The 16,018-nt window shown below is 48.2% G+C and carries 15 protein-coding genes; 9 read left to right on the top strand and 6 right to left on the bottom strand.

Translation table 11 applies throughout. The features are described 5' to 3' along the window. Nucleotides 1–71: 71 nt before the first annotated feature. Nucleotides 72–2,420, bottom strand: a complete 2,349-nt coding sequence (locus tag P8P30_05995) for a DNA translocase FtsK 4TM domain-containing protein (GenBank protein ID MDG1287101.1) — start codon at nucleotides 2,418–2,420, stop codon at nucleotides 72–74. A 170-nt stretch (nucleotides 2,421–2,590) separates the two neighbouring features. Between P8P30_05995 and P8P30_05990 the strand changes: the two genes are divergently transcribed. After that, nucleotides 2,591–2,821: a hypothetical protein gene (locus P8P30_05990; GenBank protein MDG1287100.1), complete on the top strand. Its 231-nt coding sequence runs from the start codon at nucleotides 2,591–2,593 to the stop codon at nucleotides 2,819–2,821. 132 nt (nucleotides 2,822–2,953) lie between these two features. On the opposite strand, the gene xth is transcribed toward P8P30_05990, so the two are convergent. Next, nucleotides 2,954–3,739, bottom strand: a complete 786-nt coding sequence (xth, locus tag P8P30_05985; GenBank protein ID MDG1287099.1) for an exodeoxyribonuclease III — start codon at nucleotides 3,737–3,739, stop codon at nucleotides 2,954–2,956. A 96-nt stretch (nucleotides 3,740–3,835) separates the two neighbouring features. On the opposite strand from xth, the gene P8P30_05980 reads away from it, so the two are divergent. The 3 genes from P8P30_05980 to P8P30_05970 all read left to right on the top strand — a co-directional run bounded on the left by P8P30_05980 (nucleotide 3,836) and on the right by P8P30_05970 (nucleotide 7,178). Beyond that, nucleotides 3,836–5,050, top strand: coding sequence for a UbiH/UbiF/VisC/COQ6 family ubiquinone biosynthesis hydroxylase (locus tag P8P30_05980; protein MDG1287098.1), 1,215 nt, complete (start codon nucleotides 3,836–3,838; stop codon nucleotides 5,048–5,050). A 133-nt stretch (nucleotides 5,051–5,183) separates the two neighbouring features. Next, nucleotides 5,184–6,665: a D-alanyl-D-alanine carboxypeptidase gene (locus P8P30_05975; GenBank protein ID MDG1287097.1), complete on the top strand. Its 1,482-nt coding sequence runs from the start codon at nucleotides 5,184–5,186 to the stop codon at nucleotides 6,663–6,665. Nucleotides 6,666–6,734: 69 nt separating this feature from the next. Further along, entirely contained in the window at nucleotides 6,735–7,178 is a 444-nt protein-coding gene (locus tag P8P30_05970) for a hypothetical protein (GenBank protein ID MDG1287096.1), read from the top strand. A gap of 125 nt (nucleotides 7,179–7,303) precedes the next feature. Here P8P30_05970 and flgH read toward each other — a convergent pair whose 3' ends face one another. Genes flgH through flgF form a run of 4 tightly spaced genes read right to left on the bottom strand, consistent with a single transcriptional unit; the run spans nucleotide 7,304 to nucleotide 10,473 of the window. Further along, nucleotides 7,304–8,056: a flagellar basal body L-ring protein FlgH gene (flgH, locus tag P8P30_05965; GenBank protein ID MDG1287095.1), complete on the bottom strand. Its 753-nt coding sequence runs from the start codon at nucleotides 8,054–8,056 to the stop codon at nucleotides 7,304–7,306. Next, a complete protein-coding gene (gene flgA, locus P8P30_05960) occupies nucleotides 8,056–8,904 on the bottom strand; it encodes a flagellar basal body P-ring formation chaperone FlgA (GenBank protein ID MDG1287094.1) in 849 nt (282 codons plus the stop codon). Before flgA ends, flgH begins: the two co-directional genes overlap by 1 nt. A 49-nt stretch (nucleotides 8,905–8,953) precedes the next feature. Then, complete coding sequence (gene flgG / locus P8P30_05955) at nucleotides 8,954–9,739, bottom strand: flagellar basal-body rod protein FlgG (protein MDG1287093.1); 786 nt, start codon at nucleotides 9,737–9,739, stop codon at nucleotides 8,954–8,956. A 14-nt stretch (nucleotides 9,740–9,753) separates the two neighbouring features. Beyond that, complete coding sequence (flgF, locus tag P8P30_05950) at nucleotides 9,754–10,473, bottom strand: flagellar basal-body rod protein FlgF (GenBank protein MDG1287092.1); 720 nt, start codon at nucleotides 10,471–10,473, stop codon at nucleotides 9,754–9,756. A 170-nt stretch (nucleotides 10,474–10,643) separates the two neighbouring features. On the opposite strand from flgF, the gene P8P30_05945 reads away from it, so the two are divergent. The 5 genes from P8P30_05945 to P8P30_05925 all read left to right on the top strand — a co-directional run bounded on the left by P8P30_05945 (nucleotide 10,644) and on the right by P8P30_05925 (nucleotide 16,016). Then, nucleotides 10,644–11,207 carry a flagellar basal body-associated FliL family protein gene (locus tag P8P30_05945; protein MDG1287091.1) on the top strand — a complete coding sequence of 188 codons (564 nt, stop codon included), beginning with the start codon at nucleotides 10,644–10,646 and terminating at the stop codon, nucleotides 11,205–11,207. A gap of 104 nt (nucleotides 11,208–11,311) precedes the next feature. Beyond that, nucleotides 11,312–12,424, top strand: coding sequence for a flagellar motor switch protein FliM (fliM, locus tag P8P30_05940; GenBank protein ID MDG1287090.1), 1,113 nt, complete (start codon nucleotides 11,312–11,314; stop codon nucleotides 12,422–12,424). Continuing rightward, a complete protein-coding gene (locus tag P8P30_05935; GenBank protein MDG1287089.1) occupies nucleotides 12,421–13,008 on the top strand; it encodes a DUF6468 domain-containing protein in 588 nt (195 codons plus the stop codon). The genes fliM and P8P30_05935 overlap by 4 nt, the downstream gene beginning before the upstream one ends. After that, nucleotides 13,008–13,757 (top strand): hypothetical protein, encoded by a 750-nt coding sequence (locus P8P30_05930; protein MDG1287088.1) that lies wholly within the window; start codon nucleotides 13,008–13,010, stop codon nucleotides 13,755–13,757. Before P8P30_05935 ends, P8P30_05930 begins: the two co-directional genes overlap by 1 nt. A gap of 18 nt (nucleotides 13,758–13,775) precedes the next feature. After that, a complete protein-coding gene (locus P8P30_05925; GenBank protein ID MDG1287087.1) occupies nucleotides 13,776–16,016 on the top strand; it encodes a zeta toxin family protein in 2,241 nt (746 codons plus the stop codon). Nucleotides 16,017–16,018 lie beyond the last annotated feature (2 nt).

Genomic DNA, 16,018 nt, shown 5'->3' with positions numbered 1-16,018 from the left:
AAGTATCTAACCTAGATACTATTGTGCCAATAAATACAATCTGGGCGGGTAAGTCAAGCCAGAAAATTAGCTTAAAGAAGTTCGCGCTTGCCTACGTGGTTGGCTTGGCTGACGACGCCTTCTTCTTCCATTCTATCAATCAGGCGTGCGGCGCGGTTATAGCCGATCTTTAACTTGCGTTGGATGTATGACGTACTGGCTTTATTGTCGGTGCGTACGATGTTGACGGCTTGATTATAGAGCATGGTTTCTTCATCCATCTCGCCGCCGCCATCGAACAGATCACCTGCTTCATCTGGGTCAATGGTTACATCTTCGACATAATTAGGCTCGCCTTGGGTTTTAATGAAGGATACTAAATGTTCGATTTCTTTATCAGACACGAACGGGCCATGCACACGCGTGACTTTACCGCCACCCGCCATATAGAGCATATCACCCATGCCGAGCAGTTGTTCCGCCCCTTGGTCGCCCAAGATCGTGCGACTATCAATACGTGAGGTGACTTGGAAACTGATACGGGTTGGGAAGTTGGCTTTAACGACACCGGTAATCACATCGACCGATGGGCGCTGTGTGGCCATGATAATATGGATACCAGCGGCACGTGCCATTTGAGCAAGCCGTTGGATACTGGTTTCGATGTCTTTACCGGCGACTAACATAAGGTCTGCCATTTCATCGACCACGACCACAATAAAGGGTAGCGGGTTCATATCCATCGGCTGGTCTTCGTAGATTGGCTTGCCGGTTTCAGGATCAAATCCGATTTGGACGGTGCGTTTTAATTCTTCGCCTTTCGTCTTAGCGGCGCGGATGCGTTTATTATAGCCGGCCACGTTACGCACGCCGAGATTGGCCATTAAGCGGTAACGATTTTCCATCTCTTTGGTCGTCCATTTGAGGGCGACAACGGCTTTCGGTGGTTCCGTCACAACCGGACAGAGTAGGTGAGGGATACCTTCATAAACCGAGAGTTCAAGCATCTTCGGATCAATCATGATGAACTTACATTCTTCCGGCGTGTGATGGTAAAGCAGCGAGGCGATCATCGTATTAATCGCGACGGATTTACCCGAACCGGTCGTACCTGCGACGAGCAAGTGAGGCATTTTTGCGAGATCAACCACTACTGGTTGCCCGCCAATATCCTTGCCGAGTGCAAGGGGCAGGTCACTATCGGTTTGCGTGAACTCGCCATCTTCTAGCATCTCGCGGAAATAGACCGTTTCGCGTTTGCTATTTGGTAGTTCTATCCCCATGGCGTTACGGCCTGGGATGACCGAAATACGCGCAGAGATAGCACTCATAGAGCGCGCAATATCGTCTGCTAGGCCAATCACGCGTGAAGATTTTGTACCGGCGGCAGGTTCTAGTTCATAGAGGGTGACGACAGGGCCAGGGCGGATGCCGACAATATCTCCCTTTACACCGAAATCATGCAAAACAGATTCCAGAAGTCGGGCATTCTGTTCTAACGCCGTATCACTCAATGTGTGTTTGCGTGAAGATTTGGGCGGGGGTTTCATCAAGCTTATATCCGGCAACTCATATCCACCTTCGCGGCGGGTGAGTTGCAGGCTTGCCTGTTCTTCTTTTTTAGACGTTTTCTGTACGCGTTTACTGACTTTAGGCTCCGGTCGGGGGTGCTCTTGTATTTCTGGTTTTGCAGTTTTGTGTCGTGCGCGACGTTTCTTGGGGCGTGGGTTCTGAATTTCGCCCTCTTCTTTATTGCCAATAAATGGCAGGAATCGAATCAAGGTGCTTATCTTCGGTAATTCGTAACCATCAAACGTAACGCGGCTGCTATAGCGGAAGAGGCTTGTGATTTTGCGGATGATAGTGAAAACTACGTAACCAAGCAGTAGGTTAATACCTTTCCATTCACGTGGATTGATGCCAGAGCTAATGCCCCAGAGAGCAAGGAAAGCGACGATCATAAAGGCCGCGCCGATGAGTTTGATCGGTCCAGCAGGGAGCTGCGCTTCGAGTAGGCTTCCGATCGCCCCGCCTAATCCAGCAGAAATCGGCCAGCCGGAAGGAAAAGGTATGAGGCTGAATAAGAAAGAGGCGGCAAGTAGGGCTAAAAGCAGCGTTGCGGTGCGTAGTAGTATAAAAAGCTCACCATGACGAATAAATTGGCGCCATCCCCATCCCAGGAAGGTTAAAACGATGAAAATACTCGCGAGGCCGATGGATTGAAGCAAGAAGTCTGCTGTAATGGCGCCGGTAAAACCGAGCCAATTATGGAAGGATTGTTCGCTGACAACGTTATAAGAAGGGTCAGATGAATCGTAGCTGATAAGTGAAAGTGTAAGGAAAAAAGCTAATAAAAACCAGAAGATGCCCGCAAATTCGCGTATCCGTCTCTGTGTAAACTGGAGCAACGCTCCACCTATCCCCAATGTCTGTGTATTCATATATGAATATCTTTTTTTGTAATTTAAGGGTGAGTTTAGGTGGTTTTTGTGCTAAAAGCAATTCCTACGCGAGTCCAAAGATTAACATTTCGTTAAGGAATGTAACATAACTGTAACACTACTCGCGGATATTTCCGTTATATTGACGGTAATGGAAGGACATTAAAACAATGCAAACGACAAATTTAGATACCACAGGTGATAACACCAAGCTTTTAGAATCTTCGCTTAATCAGCCGAAGAAGAAACCTCTTACTTATATTCGCGCCTCGCGCAATGGTGAGAATAAAGGGTATGCCGTGTGTTCAGAGAATGGCGAAGTACTTGCAAGTTTTAATAATTATGACGCAGCATTTTACACCGCACGTCAGTTCCGTTTGGAACCGCTTCTCGTACATTAGAAGCGCACCACACTTAAAAACAGAATTTTTCGGGATGTAGCTAGCCCTTATGCACAGCTATATGTCGTGACATTCTATTTAACTCCCTGAATGTTACTACCTAGGCCGTCTCAATTTGAGGCGGCCCTTTTTTTAGGTTAATTCAGTGATGATGGGGGCGTGGTCAGAAGGCTTGTCTCCACCGCGTGCTGATTTGAGAGTTTCTGTAGACACTAAATCGTCCTTTAATGCGGGGGATACCCAAATATGATCAAGGCGACGGCCTTTATTAGCCGCTTCCCAATCTTTGGCGCGATAGCTCCACCAGCTATAGAGTTTTTCGTCATGCGGCGTGAATTCGCGATGGCTATCAATCCATCCGCCCGCTTGTTTGAGGAGTTCAAGCTTTTCACGTTCAAGGTCCGTGTGGCTGACGACTTTGCGCAGTTGCTTGCTCGACCAGACATCATGTTCTAGTGGCGCGATATTAAAATCACCGACGATCACTTGCTTGCGCGCATCGCTTTGCTTGGTGGACCATTCTGTCATGTCAGCTAAGAATTGCAGTTTATGCGCGAATTTAGGGTTGCTGACAGGATCGGCGATATCCCCGCCGGCGGGGATATAGAAGTTATGCACCTCAAACCCGCTTTCAAGCGTGACGCCGATGTGGCGAGTATGCGCATTGCCGCCAAATTCGATGCGCTCGACTTTGCTGATGGGATGTTTCGAGATTATCGCGACACCATTATAGCTTTTCTCACCCCGAATCTCGATATGCGGGTAGCCCGCGGCTTTGAGTGCTTCAAGCGGGAAGTGCTCATCCGGCGTTTTGGTTTCCTGCAAGCACAGAATATCTGGATTCTGATCCTTTAAAAGTTGCAAAACGATGGGTAAGCGAAGGCGGACGGAATTGATATTCCAACTGATGATTTTCATGAGCGCAGTGATAGCAGTTGCGAGTCTCCAATCAATCAAAGTTTTTCGTGAATATTGCTTGAGTATTGAAGCGCTTTTCACCACATTACTTATCCTATGGTGAAACGTTTTGATGTTGCGATTGTTGGTGCGGGGATGACAGGCTTAGCGCTTGCGGTCGCTTTGGGGCGACAGGATATCTCGACGGTTATTATCGATAAGGCTGATTTAACCCAGCAGCAATTACCGGAATTTGATGGGCGTGTTAGTGCTATCTCGCTTGGCTCGCAGCGTATTTTGCAAAATATTGGCGTGTGGGATGCGATGTTTGCCCATGCTGAGCCGATCAAGGATATCTGTGTGCATGAGGCGGGCGGCTTTGGCCAGGTGCATTATGACCACCGTAACGCCGGTAACGAGCCGATGGGGCATATTATCGAAAATCGTCATACGCGCACGGCACTCCTCGCCGAGGTGAAAAAACATCAATCCGTTACGGTGATGGCGCCTGACCTACTGCAAGAGACTGCGCGTGTGGAAGGCGGAGTGACTCTAACATTAGAGAGTGGAGACTCTGTTCAGGCGAGCTTACTTGTGGCGGCTGATGGTAAATTCTCTCGCTTGCGCCAGTGGGCGGAGATTGACGTAATTGAGCGTGATTATAAGCAAACTGCAATTGTGGCGACGATCTCGCATGAAAAACCGCATAAGGGAGTGGCGCTCGAGCGTTTCTTTGCGAATGGGCCATTTGCTGTGTTGCCGATGCAGGGCAATAGGGCGTCTCTCGTATGGGTGGAGCCGACCGCGACAGCAAAAGCGATTTGTGCACTTCCGGCGCAAGAAGTTCTAGTTTACCTTAAAGATAAGCTGCAGAGTTATCTGGGAGAAGTGAAGTTAGAAACACGGCTTTGGAGCTATCCGCTAACGGCGGTGCTGGCTAAGGAATATACAGCAGATCGTTTTGCTCTTTTAGGCGATGCTGCGCATGGGATGCATCCGATTGCCGGGCAGGGCGTTAATCTTGGTTTCCGCGATGTTGCAGTGTTAGAGGAAGTGATTGTGCAAGCATTGGCCGCAGGTGAAGATATCGGTTCTGCAGGAGTATTAGCGCGTTACCAAAAATGGCGTCGTTTTGATGCGACGGCGATGCTGGCGGCAACCGATGGATTGAATAGCCTATTCTCTAATAGCAGTACGATTCTTTCATTAGCGCGTAATACAGGTTTTGCTCTAGTGAATCAGTGGCCAAGTCTGCGTGATTCTTTCATGCGTCATGCGATGGGAACGGAAGGGGATTTGCCGAAATTGGCCAAAGCCGTGTTGCATAAGTAACCATAAATGAAAAAAGGTTAAACTTTAGGGCGCCTAAGGCTTGCAATAGTAGAGAAACCAGCGATTATCAGGCTACCTTAATAAAAAAGTAACGCATAAGTGTTACAATAAGACGTTAAACAGGGGAATTTGTATGAATAACAGGGCCGTATACCCTGATAATCTACTTTTGATTGCGATTGCAGCGTTGATATTGGCTGTTTCGCCCCTTTCTTCTGTCTCTGCGGGCAGCAAAAACGCCTCTCTTATGATTGATGCAAATTCCGGTAAGGTGCTCCATGCTGAAAATGCGAGTAAGCAGCGCTATCCCGCCTCCCTTACGAAATTAATGACCCTCTACATGACCTTTGATGCCTTGCGCACAGGAAAAGTAGGTATGGGAACGGTGCTCAAAGCGTCGAAAAAGGCAGCGAGCATGCCGAGTACTAACTTAAGAATGAAAAAGGGTGATCGTATTACTGTTCGAGATGCCATTAAGGCTCTCGTCGTACGCTCTGCGAATGATGTTGCGGTGATTATGGCCGAGAAACTGGGTGGATCGGAATATAAATTCGCGAAACGCATGACGGCGGTGGCGCGTCGTTTAGGGATGCAAAATACCACTTTTAAGAATGCATCAGGTTTGCCCAATCGTCAGCAAGTCACAACGGCGCGTGATATGGCCGTGCTAGCGCTGGCGTTACGCCGCCATTATCCTGAATATTATCACTTTTTCCGTACCGATAAGTTTAAATATAAGAAAAAACAATATAAGAGTCACAATAACGCGATGCGCCGTATCACCGGTGCAGATGGCTTAAAAACAGGCTATATCCGTGCTTCTGGTTTTAACCTTATTACTTCGGCAACGCGCCGTGGTAAGTCGATCATTGGCGTGGTGCTTGGCGGTGAAACTTCCAAAAAACGTGATGATAAGATGGTTAAACTAGTGGAACGTACTTTCGCGCGTATGACGTTGCAGACGAATCGTCGCCAATTTGTGTTGAATAATGATCCATTGCCGCGAGCAAAACCTCAGGAACTGGTGGGAGTGCCTCAACAGCGGAATCAATCACAGCAATTTGCTCAAGTGGCGCCAAAAGTCGTTAAAACGGCTGTGTCTCAGCCAGTTGCCCAAGCACCGCAGCAATATGCTGCATTTCAAGCTGCTCCTGCCGCGCAGGCGAAGCAGTATGTGACGGCTGATTTTACTAGCAGGGTGCTTAAAACAAAGTCGTTTACGCCTCCTGTTCCAGCCGCGCCGAAAACGGCCTATGATATTGAAATGAAAGACTATCAGCGTGCGCGCGGTCAATTTATGCCGGTTTCGTATCAATCGCCTGACAGCAATCTAAAGTATCAGGTTAAGGCGAGTGCTGAGTGGGGCGTTCAGGTCGGAGCCTATGAAGAATCTCGAGAGGCGATGGTCGCGGCCTCTAATGCCGCAAGTATGGTGCCGAAGCTATTACGTGTGGCGCGCATCCATGTCGGCGATAAGCAGAAGGTAAAGGGTAAAACGCTCTATCGTGCCCGTTTGGCTGATATGACGGAAACACAGGCTAGGAAGGCCTGTGCGAAGTTAGTAACGCAGAAAATGCCATGCTTTGTTTATCAGGAAAAAAATAGTAGTATTTAAGCGTAAACCCTCCGATTGTCATAGAAATGTCATGTTTTATGTCCTCCTAACTGGTATACTTAGTAGGTTATGAGTAATGAACTATGGTCCAGTGTAAAAGAAGGTATTGAAGCGTCAGCCGACATGCTGTTGGATATTGTCGACAATATTGGTAAGGCCGTACAGTCGGGAGTCATGAGTATGGCTGCTGGTGCTGGTGGTAAGCTTTCTGCCGGTGTAAAAGGTTCAGGCACTGGTCTAGTTAACTTAGTAACCCCCGCTCCAAGTTTAGGTGACACTAAATCAAGCCCATCTCCTACAATGGGAGTTAGTCAAGGCTTAGGACAAGCCGCACCCTCGCAATCTCAAGGTTTTGGGGAGATGCTTGGTGATATGCCGCAAGCTAGTTTCGATGTGCAAGCTGCAGATTTAGGATCACAAGCCGCAATCGGTTATGGCGGCGTCGCCGCTAATGCACACGATGCCCCCGATGTTTCGGTTGGTCAAGGTGTTGGTCAGTCACTTTTTAGTTAATTAAATCCCCTTCTATTTACAAAAAAAGCCCCCCGAAACCGAAGTCTCGAGGGGAAAAGTCATCAGGAGTGATGATCTCGGTGATTTAGCACGAGCGCGGTATGGGCTTGTGCCTAAATCGTATCTTAAAATGGAGAGAGAATATCAATCACTTGATTACCCCAGCGTGGTTGCTGGACATCGGTGATCTGACCGCGCCCTCCATAGGAAATTCTTGCTTGTGCGATTTGCGTTGAATCAATCGTGTTATCGGAATCGATATCTTCGGGGCGAATGACGCCGGCGACAGAAACTTCACGCACTTCAAAATTCACACGAATCTCTTGGCTGCCTTTAATGACCATATTGCCATTAGGTAGCATTTGCGTGACGATCGCTGCAACTTGCGTTTCGATGATTTCTTCACGTTCGACCGTGCCTTTGCCTTCGCCTTTATTACTACCGCTTATGCTGAGTAAGCTGGCAGGGTCTTGTCCGCCGGGAATGGCACCGTAAATGACGTCTTCAAGCCCGAAGAGTTTGGGAGCATTGAGTGACTCAGTGCTTTTACGTTCACGTGAAGTTTCGTTCTCGAGCTCCGCTTTATCTTTAATTTCAATTTTAACACGGATGATATCGCCGACACGCGCTGCCCGTTGATCACGGAAGAAGTGACGTGAACCTTGCTGCCAAAGTGATCCTGCATATTCACGGCTCGGTGCTTGTGCTTCGGGTAAAGGCCATGTGACGGGTTTGTAATCGGATTTCTCGACTGGATTGCTGACCGTGTTTAACGCCGGCGGTTTGCCGATATCTTCAATACGATCCAGTGCGTTGCTACAGGCGCTAAGCAGGGTGGTGCTTGCGAGTATGATAATTGCTTTTTTAATAAGTGCCATTAGTAGTTACCTCCTGCTTGTGCGAGTACGCCCAGTGGCATCGCTTCGGCCAAGCCTGCGGCAATGATGCGAGCATGTACCGGTTGATGGCTATCCTTGTTGCGGATGCGGATGATATCGCCTGCAGCGCCATCCTCCATCGCTTCGCCGAGTGTTTTAATTTCCATCGCTGCATTCTTGAACTGTAACGTCACCTGATCGCTCTTTTTCACTACAGAGGGGCGCGCTAATTCTGCCAACCGTACCGAACGGTTTGGCGAGATGGTGCGCAAAGGCGCTTGCCCGACAATTTGTTCCGCTTGCAGGGCAGTATCTGCACGTAAACGGCTGGCTTCGACCGTATGCCATTTAATATCAGCGAGCGTAATGATCTCATCACGGCGTACGCGGCGCGTGAGTACGGGGACTTCGACCACTTCATCATATTGGCCTTCTAGCTTGATTGGCGAGAGTGGGCGTTCTGATTCGTAAGGGTAGAGGGTTGCGCTCCAGACGAGTTCGCGTGCATTGTAATCCACATCTGAAATTTCAAACGTGATCGGCGCGCGGTGCGTGAGTAGTGCTTTTTGGCGGCTATGGTCAATGATTTTAACTTTCAGCGTTTCGCCTGCACCTTCTTTCTTTAGTGCTTTCGCGATCGCTTTTTCGGCTTCTTTGAAGGTGATACTGCTTTCAATGCCTGTTTGTTGGCGAGCCGTTGAAATGGCGTCAGCTACCGCAGGCAGAGCTACCGGAAGCGGTTCTGCTTTCTTGGCATAATGTTCCGCCCAAGGGTTGCTGGCAAAAGCAATCGCTGGAATGATAAACCCTATGGCGAGGCCAAGCATTATAATCATTAACTGTTTCATCGTTTTATCTCCTGATTGAAGCTTTATTTTAAAGCCTGATATTCGATCTTTATGCCGATTGGTTGAGTTGTTGCAGCATCTCATCTGATGCTGTGATCACCTTCGTGTTCATCTCATAGGCACGTTGTGCGACAATGAGTTGAGTAATTTCGGTGACGGGATTCACATTGGATTGCTCTAGAAAGCCTTGAAGAATTGAACCAAAACCTTCATCGCCTGCGAGGCCGACAACCGGCGCGCCAGAGGCTTCTGTTTCTTTATAGAGATTGCCACCAATCGCTTCTAAACCTGCTGGGTTGATGAAGGTGGCCATATCAAATTGACCGAGGTTGGTGGGTTCGATCTGTCCGTCAATCGTGACTTCTACTTCACCGGTCGCGTTGATTGAGATGCTGGTAGCATCATCAGGGATCGTAATGGCAGGGGAGATCAGGTAGCCATCAATTGTGACGATCTCACCGTCTTGGTTACGTTGCATCGCGCCACTGCGAGTGTAAGCGAATTCGCCAGTTGGAAGTTCTACTTGGAAGAATCCACGTCCCTGCATCGCTACATCCAATGCATTTTCCGTTTGTGCAACCGTACCTTGATTATGGTTACGGTAAACCCCGGCGGTTTTAACACCCAGACCAAATTGAGTGCCAGTCGGGACAATTGTTCCCACGTCGGAAGAGTTCGTGCCTACACGGCGCTGGTTCTCGTAGATGAGATCTTGGAACTCCGCACGTTGGCGCTTGTAGCCAGTCGTCGTCATGTTCGCGAGGTTGTGAGAAATAACGTCAACATGAGTTTGTTGAGCCTGAATTCCGGTGGCGGCAATATTAAGTGAACGCATGATTTAACTCCTGATTAGCTTTGTGCTGTCCAAGTCTGGGACGATTTACGTTGGAGGTCGTACATGACCTCGATAAATTTGGCGGTACTGCCAGTGCTGCGCGAGAGTTCAGTCAATCGCACGAGTTCGGTTACGGGTTGAACGTTAGATTTCTCTAATGTGCCATGCAGAACGCGTGATTTCTGCGCTAAAGCGGGCGGCACGTCACTTTCGAATAACGTACTATTCATACGTTTAAGGTCTTGGCGGTTGGGGAATTCTACGAGGCCTAATGTGGCACGTTCTTGTCCATCTACAAAGAGCGCACCATTTTCACCAATACGAATATCGCGATCTTCAGCTTCAAATTGAATACGTTGTCCTGCATCATCGACTACGGGGAAGCCATCAGCAGTCACAAGCGTGCCTTCCGCATCCATTTGGAAGTTACCAGCGCGTGTGTAGCGCTCGCCTGCAGCGGTTTCCACCACGAAGTACCCTTCGCCCATCACCGCGACATCTAGATCGTTGCCGGTGACATTCATACTGCCTTGGCGTAAGTCGTGATAGGTTGCGATATCTTGCGAGAAAGCGATGTCTTCGCGATTCCCGTCATCCACTAAATAATCCGTGAACATGGTTTTTTCGGTTTGATAACCGGTTGTATCTGCGTTAGCGATGTTATTTGCCGTAACATCCATGTCGCGAAAGAGCGTCATTTGGCGAGAGAGAGCAACATATACACTATTATCCATGGGACCTGTTTCTTCAGTTGGTTTTCGTTTCACAAAATTACTATGCAGGAGGCGTGCCAAAATGCGATGGTGTGGTGCTTTCGGGTCTCAGATAAAGACTTCTTGCGGATAGCCATTGCTCCTGCGCGTGCTTGTCGCTAATAATTAGAAAAAGAAATAGGGAGAGCTTCATGGCTGACGATGAAGGTACAGGTAACGACGAAGTCGAACTGGATGACGAAGACGAAGAAGGTGGTGAGCAGGGTAAGAAGAAATTACTCTTTATAATCATTGGTGTTGTGGTTCTGTTGTTGGCTGCCGGCGGTGCCGCTTTCTTTATGATGGGCGGTGAAGAAGAACCCACGAAAGAAGAAGTTGCTCTTGCAGAAGATGGAACGCTTGCTGATTCAGCCGAAGGTTTGGCTGAGGCTGCTAAAGGGCCGCAAGTGCCTGTCTTTTATGATGTGCCAGAGTTTTTGGTGGATCTTAATACGTCAGATCGTCGTAAGTCGAGTTTCCTGAAGATGAAAGTGTCGATTGAATTGGCGAGTCAGGCCGATGTGAAGACTCTGGAGGCTTATATGCCGCGTGTGCGCGACAATTTCATCACTTATTTACGTGAATTGCGTGCGAGTGATTTATCAGGCTCTGCTGGGCTTTATCGCCTGCGTGAGGAGTTGATGTTGCGTATTAACCAAGCAATTGCTCCTGCAAAAGTGAATAACATTCTGTTTAAAGAGATTATTGTCCAATAGAGAGTTTGGCATAAATGGTGCAGAACGATAGGACGAAACGATATCGAAAGCTACTTTTGGTAGGATTTCTAATAATGCATAAAATATGCTAGGATATAGGAGCTATGGCAGACGAAGAGAGCAATTTACCCGCAAATGAAGAAGAGGCTGCCGCCGCTTGGGGTGATATGGCTACGGGCGGTGATGATGCAGAAGCTGCTGCTGCCGAAGGTTGGGGTGATACCGGTGCCGGTGGTGCTGGTGGTGATGATCGCGTTTTAGATCAAAGTGAAATTGATATGCTCCTCGGCTTTGAAGCGGAGGATGATGGCGATAATAATACCGGTATCCATGCGATTCTTGATCGTGCGCTTATGGCGTACGAGAAAATGCCGATGCTGGAGGTCGTGTTTGACCGTCTCGTGCGTATGCTTTCCTCTTCCTTGCGTAATTTTACGTCCGATAACGTGGATGTCAGTCTTGATTCGATGACGAGTTTGCGTTTTGATGACTACCTGAATTCGATTCCGTTACCGGCGCTTTTGGTTGTATTCCGCGCTGTGGAGTGGGAAAATTTTGGGATTATCACGGTTGATAGTTCTCAGATCTATTCGACGGTTGATGTATTATTTGGCGGTCGCCGTTCGCAAAAACCTGTGCGTATTGAAGGCCGGCCTTATACGACGATTGAACAGGATATCGTGCGTAAGATGGTGGAAATTATCTTGAGCGATATGAGTCAGGCGTTTGACCCGATATCGCCCGTGACATTCCAGTATGACCGTTTGGAAAATAACCCGCGCTTCGCGACGATTACTCGTCCGAATAATGCGGTCTTACTCGTGCGTTTACGTGTCGAGATGGAAGACCGTGGCGGCATTATCGAATTATTGCTCCCACATACTACGCTAGAGCCGATTCGTGACATGCTCTTGCAAATGTTTATGGGCGAGAAATTCGGTCAAGATACGGCGTGGGAACGTCACTTCGGTACAGAGATGCGCCAAACGGATATGGATGTCGAAGTTGTGCTGGATGAAATGAAACTCCCGTTGGGCGATGTGGTGAATCTCAAAGTCGGTAACACGATGATGCTAGAGACAAAGCCCGGTGAGGAAGCGCGCGTGAAGTGTGGTGGAGTCGAGCTTTCAACAGGTAAAATCGGTCGGGTGGGTGATACGGTTGCCGTCTCTTTAAGCCAATCTATCCGTAAGAAATTAGAGGAATTGAACGTATGACGGTACTTATTGCAAAGCTGCTAATTGATAGTTTGATGGTTGTGTTGCTGGTTGCGACCATTTTTTATTGTGTGATGGTGAGTCGTCGTATTCGCGTGCTTCAAGATAGCCGCGAGGAATTTGCGCAACTGATTACGAAGTTCGATGAGACGACGAAGAGAGCGCAAGAATCGATCGATGACCTGCAAAAAGTGGGCAAGAAAGTCAATGAATCACTCAATGAGCGTCTCGATAAAGCGAATTTCTTGGCGGATGATCTCGCCTTTATGATTGAGAAGGGCAACAAGGTTGCTGATAAAGTGGATAATACGCTACCTAGAGCCGATAGAACGGACGGAAATAGCGTCATTGCACCAAAGCGCGAGCCAATGATTGGCCGCAATAAAAAGAAAGATAATGCTGCGAAAGAGTCGCTAATGAGAGCGGCAGGTAGGGGTAAAAAGCAAGATAAAGTTGATTCTGTATTAGAGCGTTTAGGCGATAAGCAGGCCGCTGCGCAGCCGCGACGCTCACGTGCGTCGGCGCGTTTGCGTTCGAAGGCGGAACAAGATTTGCAAGATGCATTAAAGTCAGGGAATGAATAATGAGCGCTCGACGTTTTCGATTTAGACTATTGCCGATCACGCTGATTGCGTGCGCTTTATTCATTTTGCTCAAGGTCGATGAGATGGCGATGGATCAGAAATATCTAGCCAGAGGGATCATACCGCCTGCATATGCGGCAAAGGCTGATAAAAAAGACGATAAAAAGGAAGTGGCGAAGGCAAAGAAAGCCGAATCCGAAGACGACACTGAGAAGACTGAAGGTGAAGAAGAGGCTCCAAAGAATGAAAATGTTTCCCTTACACCGCCAGAAAAGGTGGTCGATGTTGATAAACGTTTCAACCAAATCGAACTAGATCTATTGCAGAGTCTCTCGCAGCGCCGTGAAGAGATTGATCAATATGAGCAGGAAGTCGGCTTGCGTGAGAATTTGTTGGAGGCGACAGAAATGCGCATCGACAATAAAATCAAGCAAATGGATGTCATGCGGGTGGAGTTGCAAGAGTTGCTTGAACGTAACAAAGTGCAAGAAGATACGGAACTTAAAAGTCTCGTGAAAATTTACGAAAGCATGAAGCCGAAAGAGGCCGCACGTATCTTTGAAGAGTTGAAGATGAGCATTTTACTTGAAGTGATTGATCGTATGTCGGAGCGTAAGGCTGCGCCTATTCTCGCGAATATGACCCCTAAGCGTGCAACGGAAGTAACCGTGAAATTAGCGGAACTCCGTCAATTGCGTCAGCAGGCGACGAAAGATTTGGCTGAGGGCGCGCTTGCGGAAGGCAATTAATCTAGCTATCACTTGCTCGTGAACAAAGCGTTGAAATATGAGCGTAGCAATAAGCTGCGTATGGCTCTGGCGATTAATCGTGGGATTGAGTTCTTACGTAGTTTTAAATCGAAATCTAATGTGACTCAAACCCAGTGGGGTAGTTACTTAGATGACTTGTTCCGTCAAGTTTATCTGGAACTCTTTATTGATACGACGCCTATCTCGCCGCAGCAAAAATTACAAGGGTTGCTCGAAACATCGCAGCGCGCGATGGAGTTGAGTGTGATCTTTCATGATTTTGCACGTAAATTTTACGATCATAATGGTTTCTTCAGTACGACGGATAGGAAGCGTAATGCCGAATTGATGGCTGAGCTCTATGTAACGTTAGAGCGTTTCTATCCATTTGCGGATGCGACGAGCCTTGTGTTGCGCGTCTTCTTTACGGCGTTAGGCCGCATGCGTGGTTTTCAGGAGAAGCTTGGGGGAATTGATTTTAGGCGTTTGTCGACTCGTCAGGCCATTATTGTGGCCGATGAACATAAAACGCCAGAGCAAATGCGGGAAGTACTCCTAACGACGATGGAGAAGGGGCGTATCCAAGAATATCGGGAGAACACGCCGCCGCATTTTTATTGGGAAGATCGCAGTGTGACGCTTTATGGTAAGCGGTTCATTCAAGCGGACCGTAATGAGGTGGGGATTGAATTAACCACCCCCGTGCCGGATGATGAGGCGTTAATTGTGCTGGTTAATGGGGCTTTAATTACACATAATCAATGTGTTGCTCATGTGCGCGAACATATGGAGTCAGGCGAATTGCTTGGAACATTACGGATTCCACCAGAGCATTGGGTGGGGCGTTTAACCGATTTGGGAGCTGATATTTTCGGTCGTCCTATCTTTGATAAAACGGATGTGGATTGTATTGATGTGACGGAAGGTTCTTTGCCAATTTGTATGAATTTGCATCCGCTGACCTTGTTATCGCATTCGCAACATTCGCGTTTGGAGCATTATCTGGCCAGCGAATTCAACTCTACGATTCTAGAATTGCGATCTTCTAGTTTTGCTGAAGAGGTGACGGTTAGTTTGCGTGGTTTTGAGCGTGGCGAAAAGATAGTGGCGCTCGCGGCTCAGCAGATTCAGCTCGTGGTTGAAAGCCTGCGTGCAGGAATCGAGCATGAAATTTCAAAATACCCCAATGCTAAAGCAGTGGAAACACCGCACTTGGTGATGACCATGGGCGGTAGTGGTTCGGGCAAAGGTTCTAACCATTATTTCAACGAGCATTATAAAGATGAGAACGGTAAAATTCGTGATGACTATATCTATGCCTCGCTCGATGAGGGGCGTCCGTATAGCGATATTTATCATGTGTTGATCGCCGCTGGGCATCATGCAGATGATTATGAGGCGGTGCATTTATGGGCAGATACACGCCGTAACTGGCTGTGCGAAATGGCGCGTGACGGAAATTATAATGTCGTATTCGATGGCTCCGGTGTGGATTACAAAGGGCGCTACGATAAAATCGTCGAGGCATTTTCGAATGCCGGTTATCGCACCGAAGTTGTGGCTGCAGATTGTTTGCTACTTACGCCAGATTCCCGCCGTGATAAATATCCCGTGCCTGCGCTTGATCGTATCATGTATCGCGCGGGTTATAATCCAGATGGAGCGCCGCTACCGCCAAAAGAAGACGGACATTATCGCACGCTTCCTTGGCGTATTGCCATCAATAAACATATTGGCTTCCCTGCTTCACTCTTGGCCGCATGGACGGATAAGCATTTAGGTAAAGTCATACTGGTTGATAATGCGGGCGTTGAAGGCGAGGATCGGGTGATTGCCGAATCCTTTATTCTCGATGATCGCGAGTTGTTTGCCCTTGAAGCGGCAGAGCAATCCGATGGTTTAGTACCATATCTTATGCGTGAAAAGCTTATGCCTTACGGCGTATTGTCGCAAGAGGTGGCGGCTGAAAATACCGGCTATCTTGCGGCGCGGGTAGGGGGGGTGAATCACGTATTTGTGATGGTCGATACGGAGCGTATGGTGGATGTGATGGAGAAAGCGCAGATGAATTTGAACGCGCATGGCCCCTCGAACCTCACGCTTGTGAAGTTCCTGGCATCCTTCGTGATTGACCGAATCGATAAGCCAGATGCCGAGGATATGACGCCACCAGAAATGATGGAAGCTTATAGAGAAGTGCTGGCGAAGAACCCTGACACACCGCGTCCGAATTATCTGGGATTGAACGCGGGCAGTTAAGC

This window comes from Rickettsiales bacterium (assembly GCA_029252805.1).
In the GTDB taxonomy this organism is placed as follows: Bacteria; Pseudomonadota; Alphaproteobacteria; order Rickettsiales; family JALZUV01; genus JALZUV01.
This window is presented reverse-complemented; position numbering and strand designations above follow the sequence as displayed.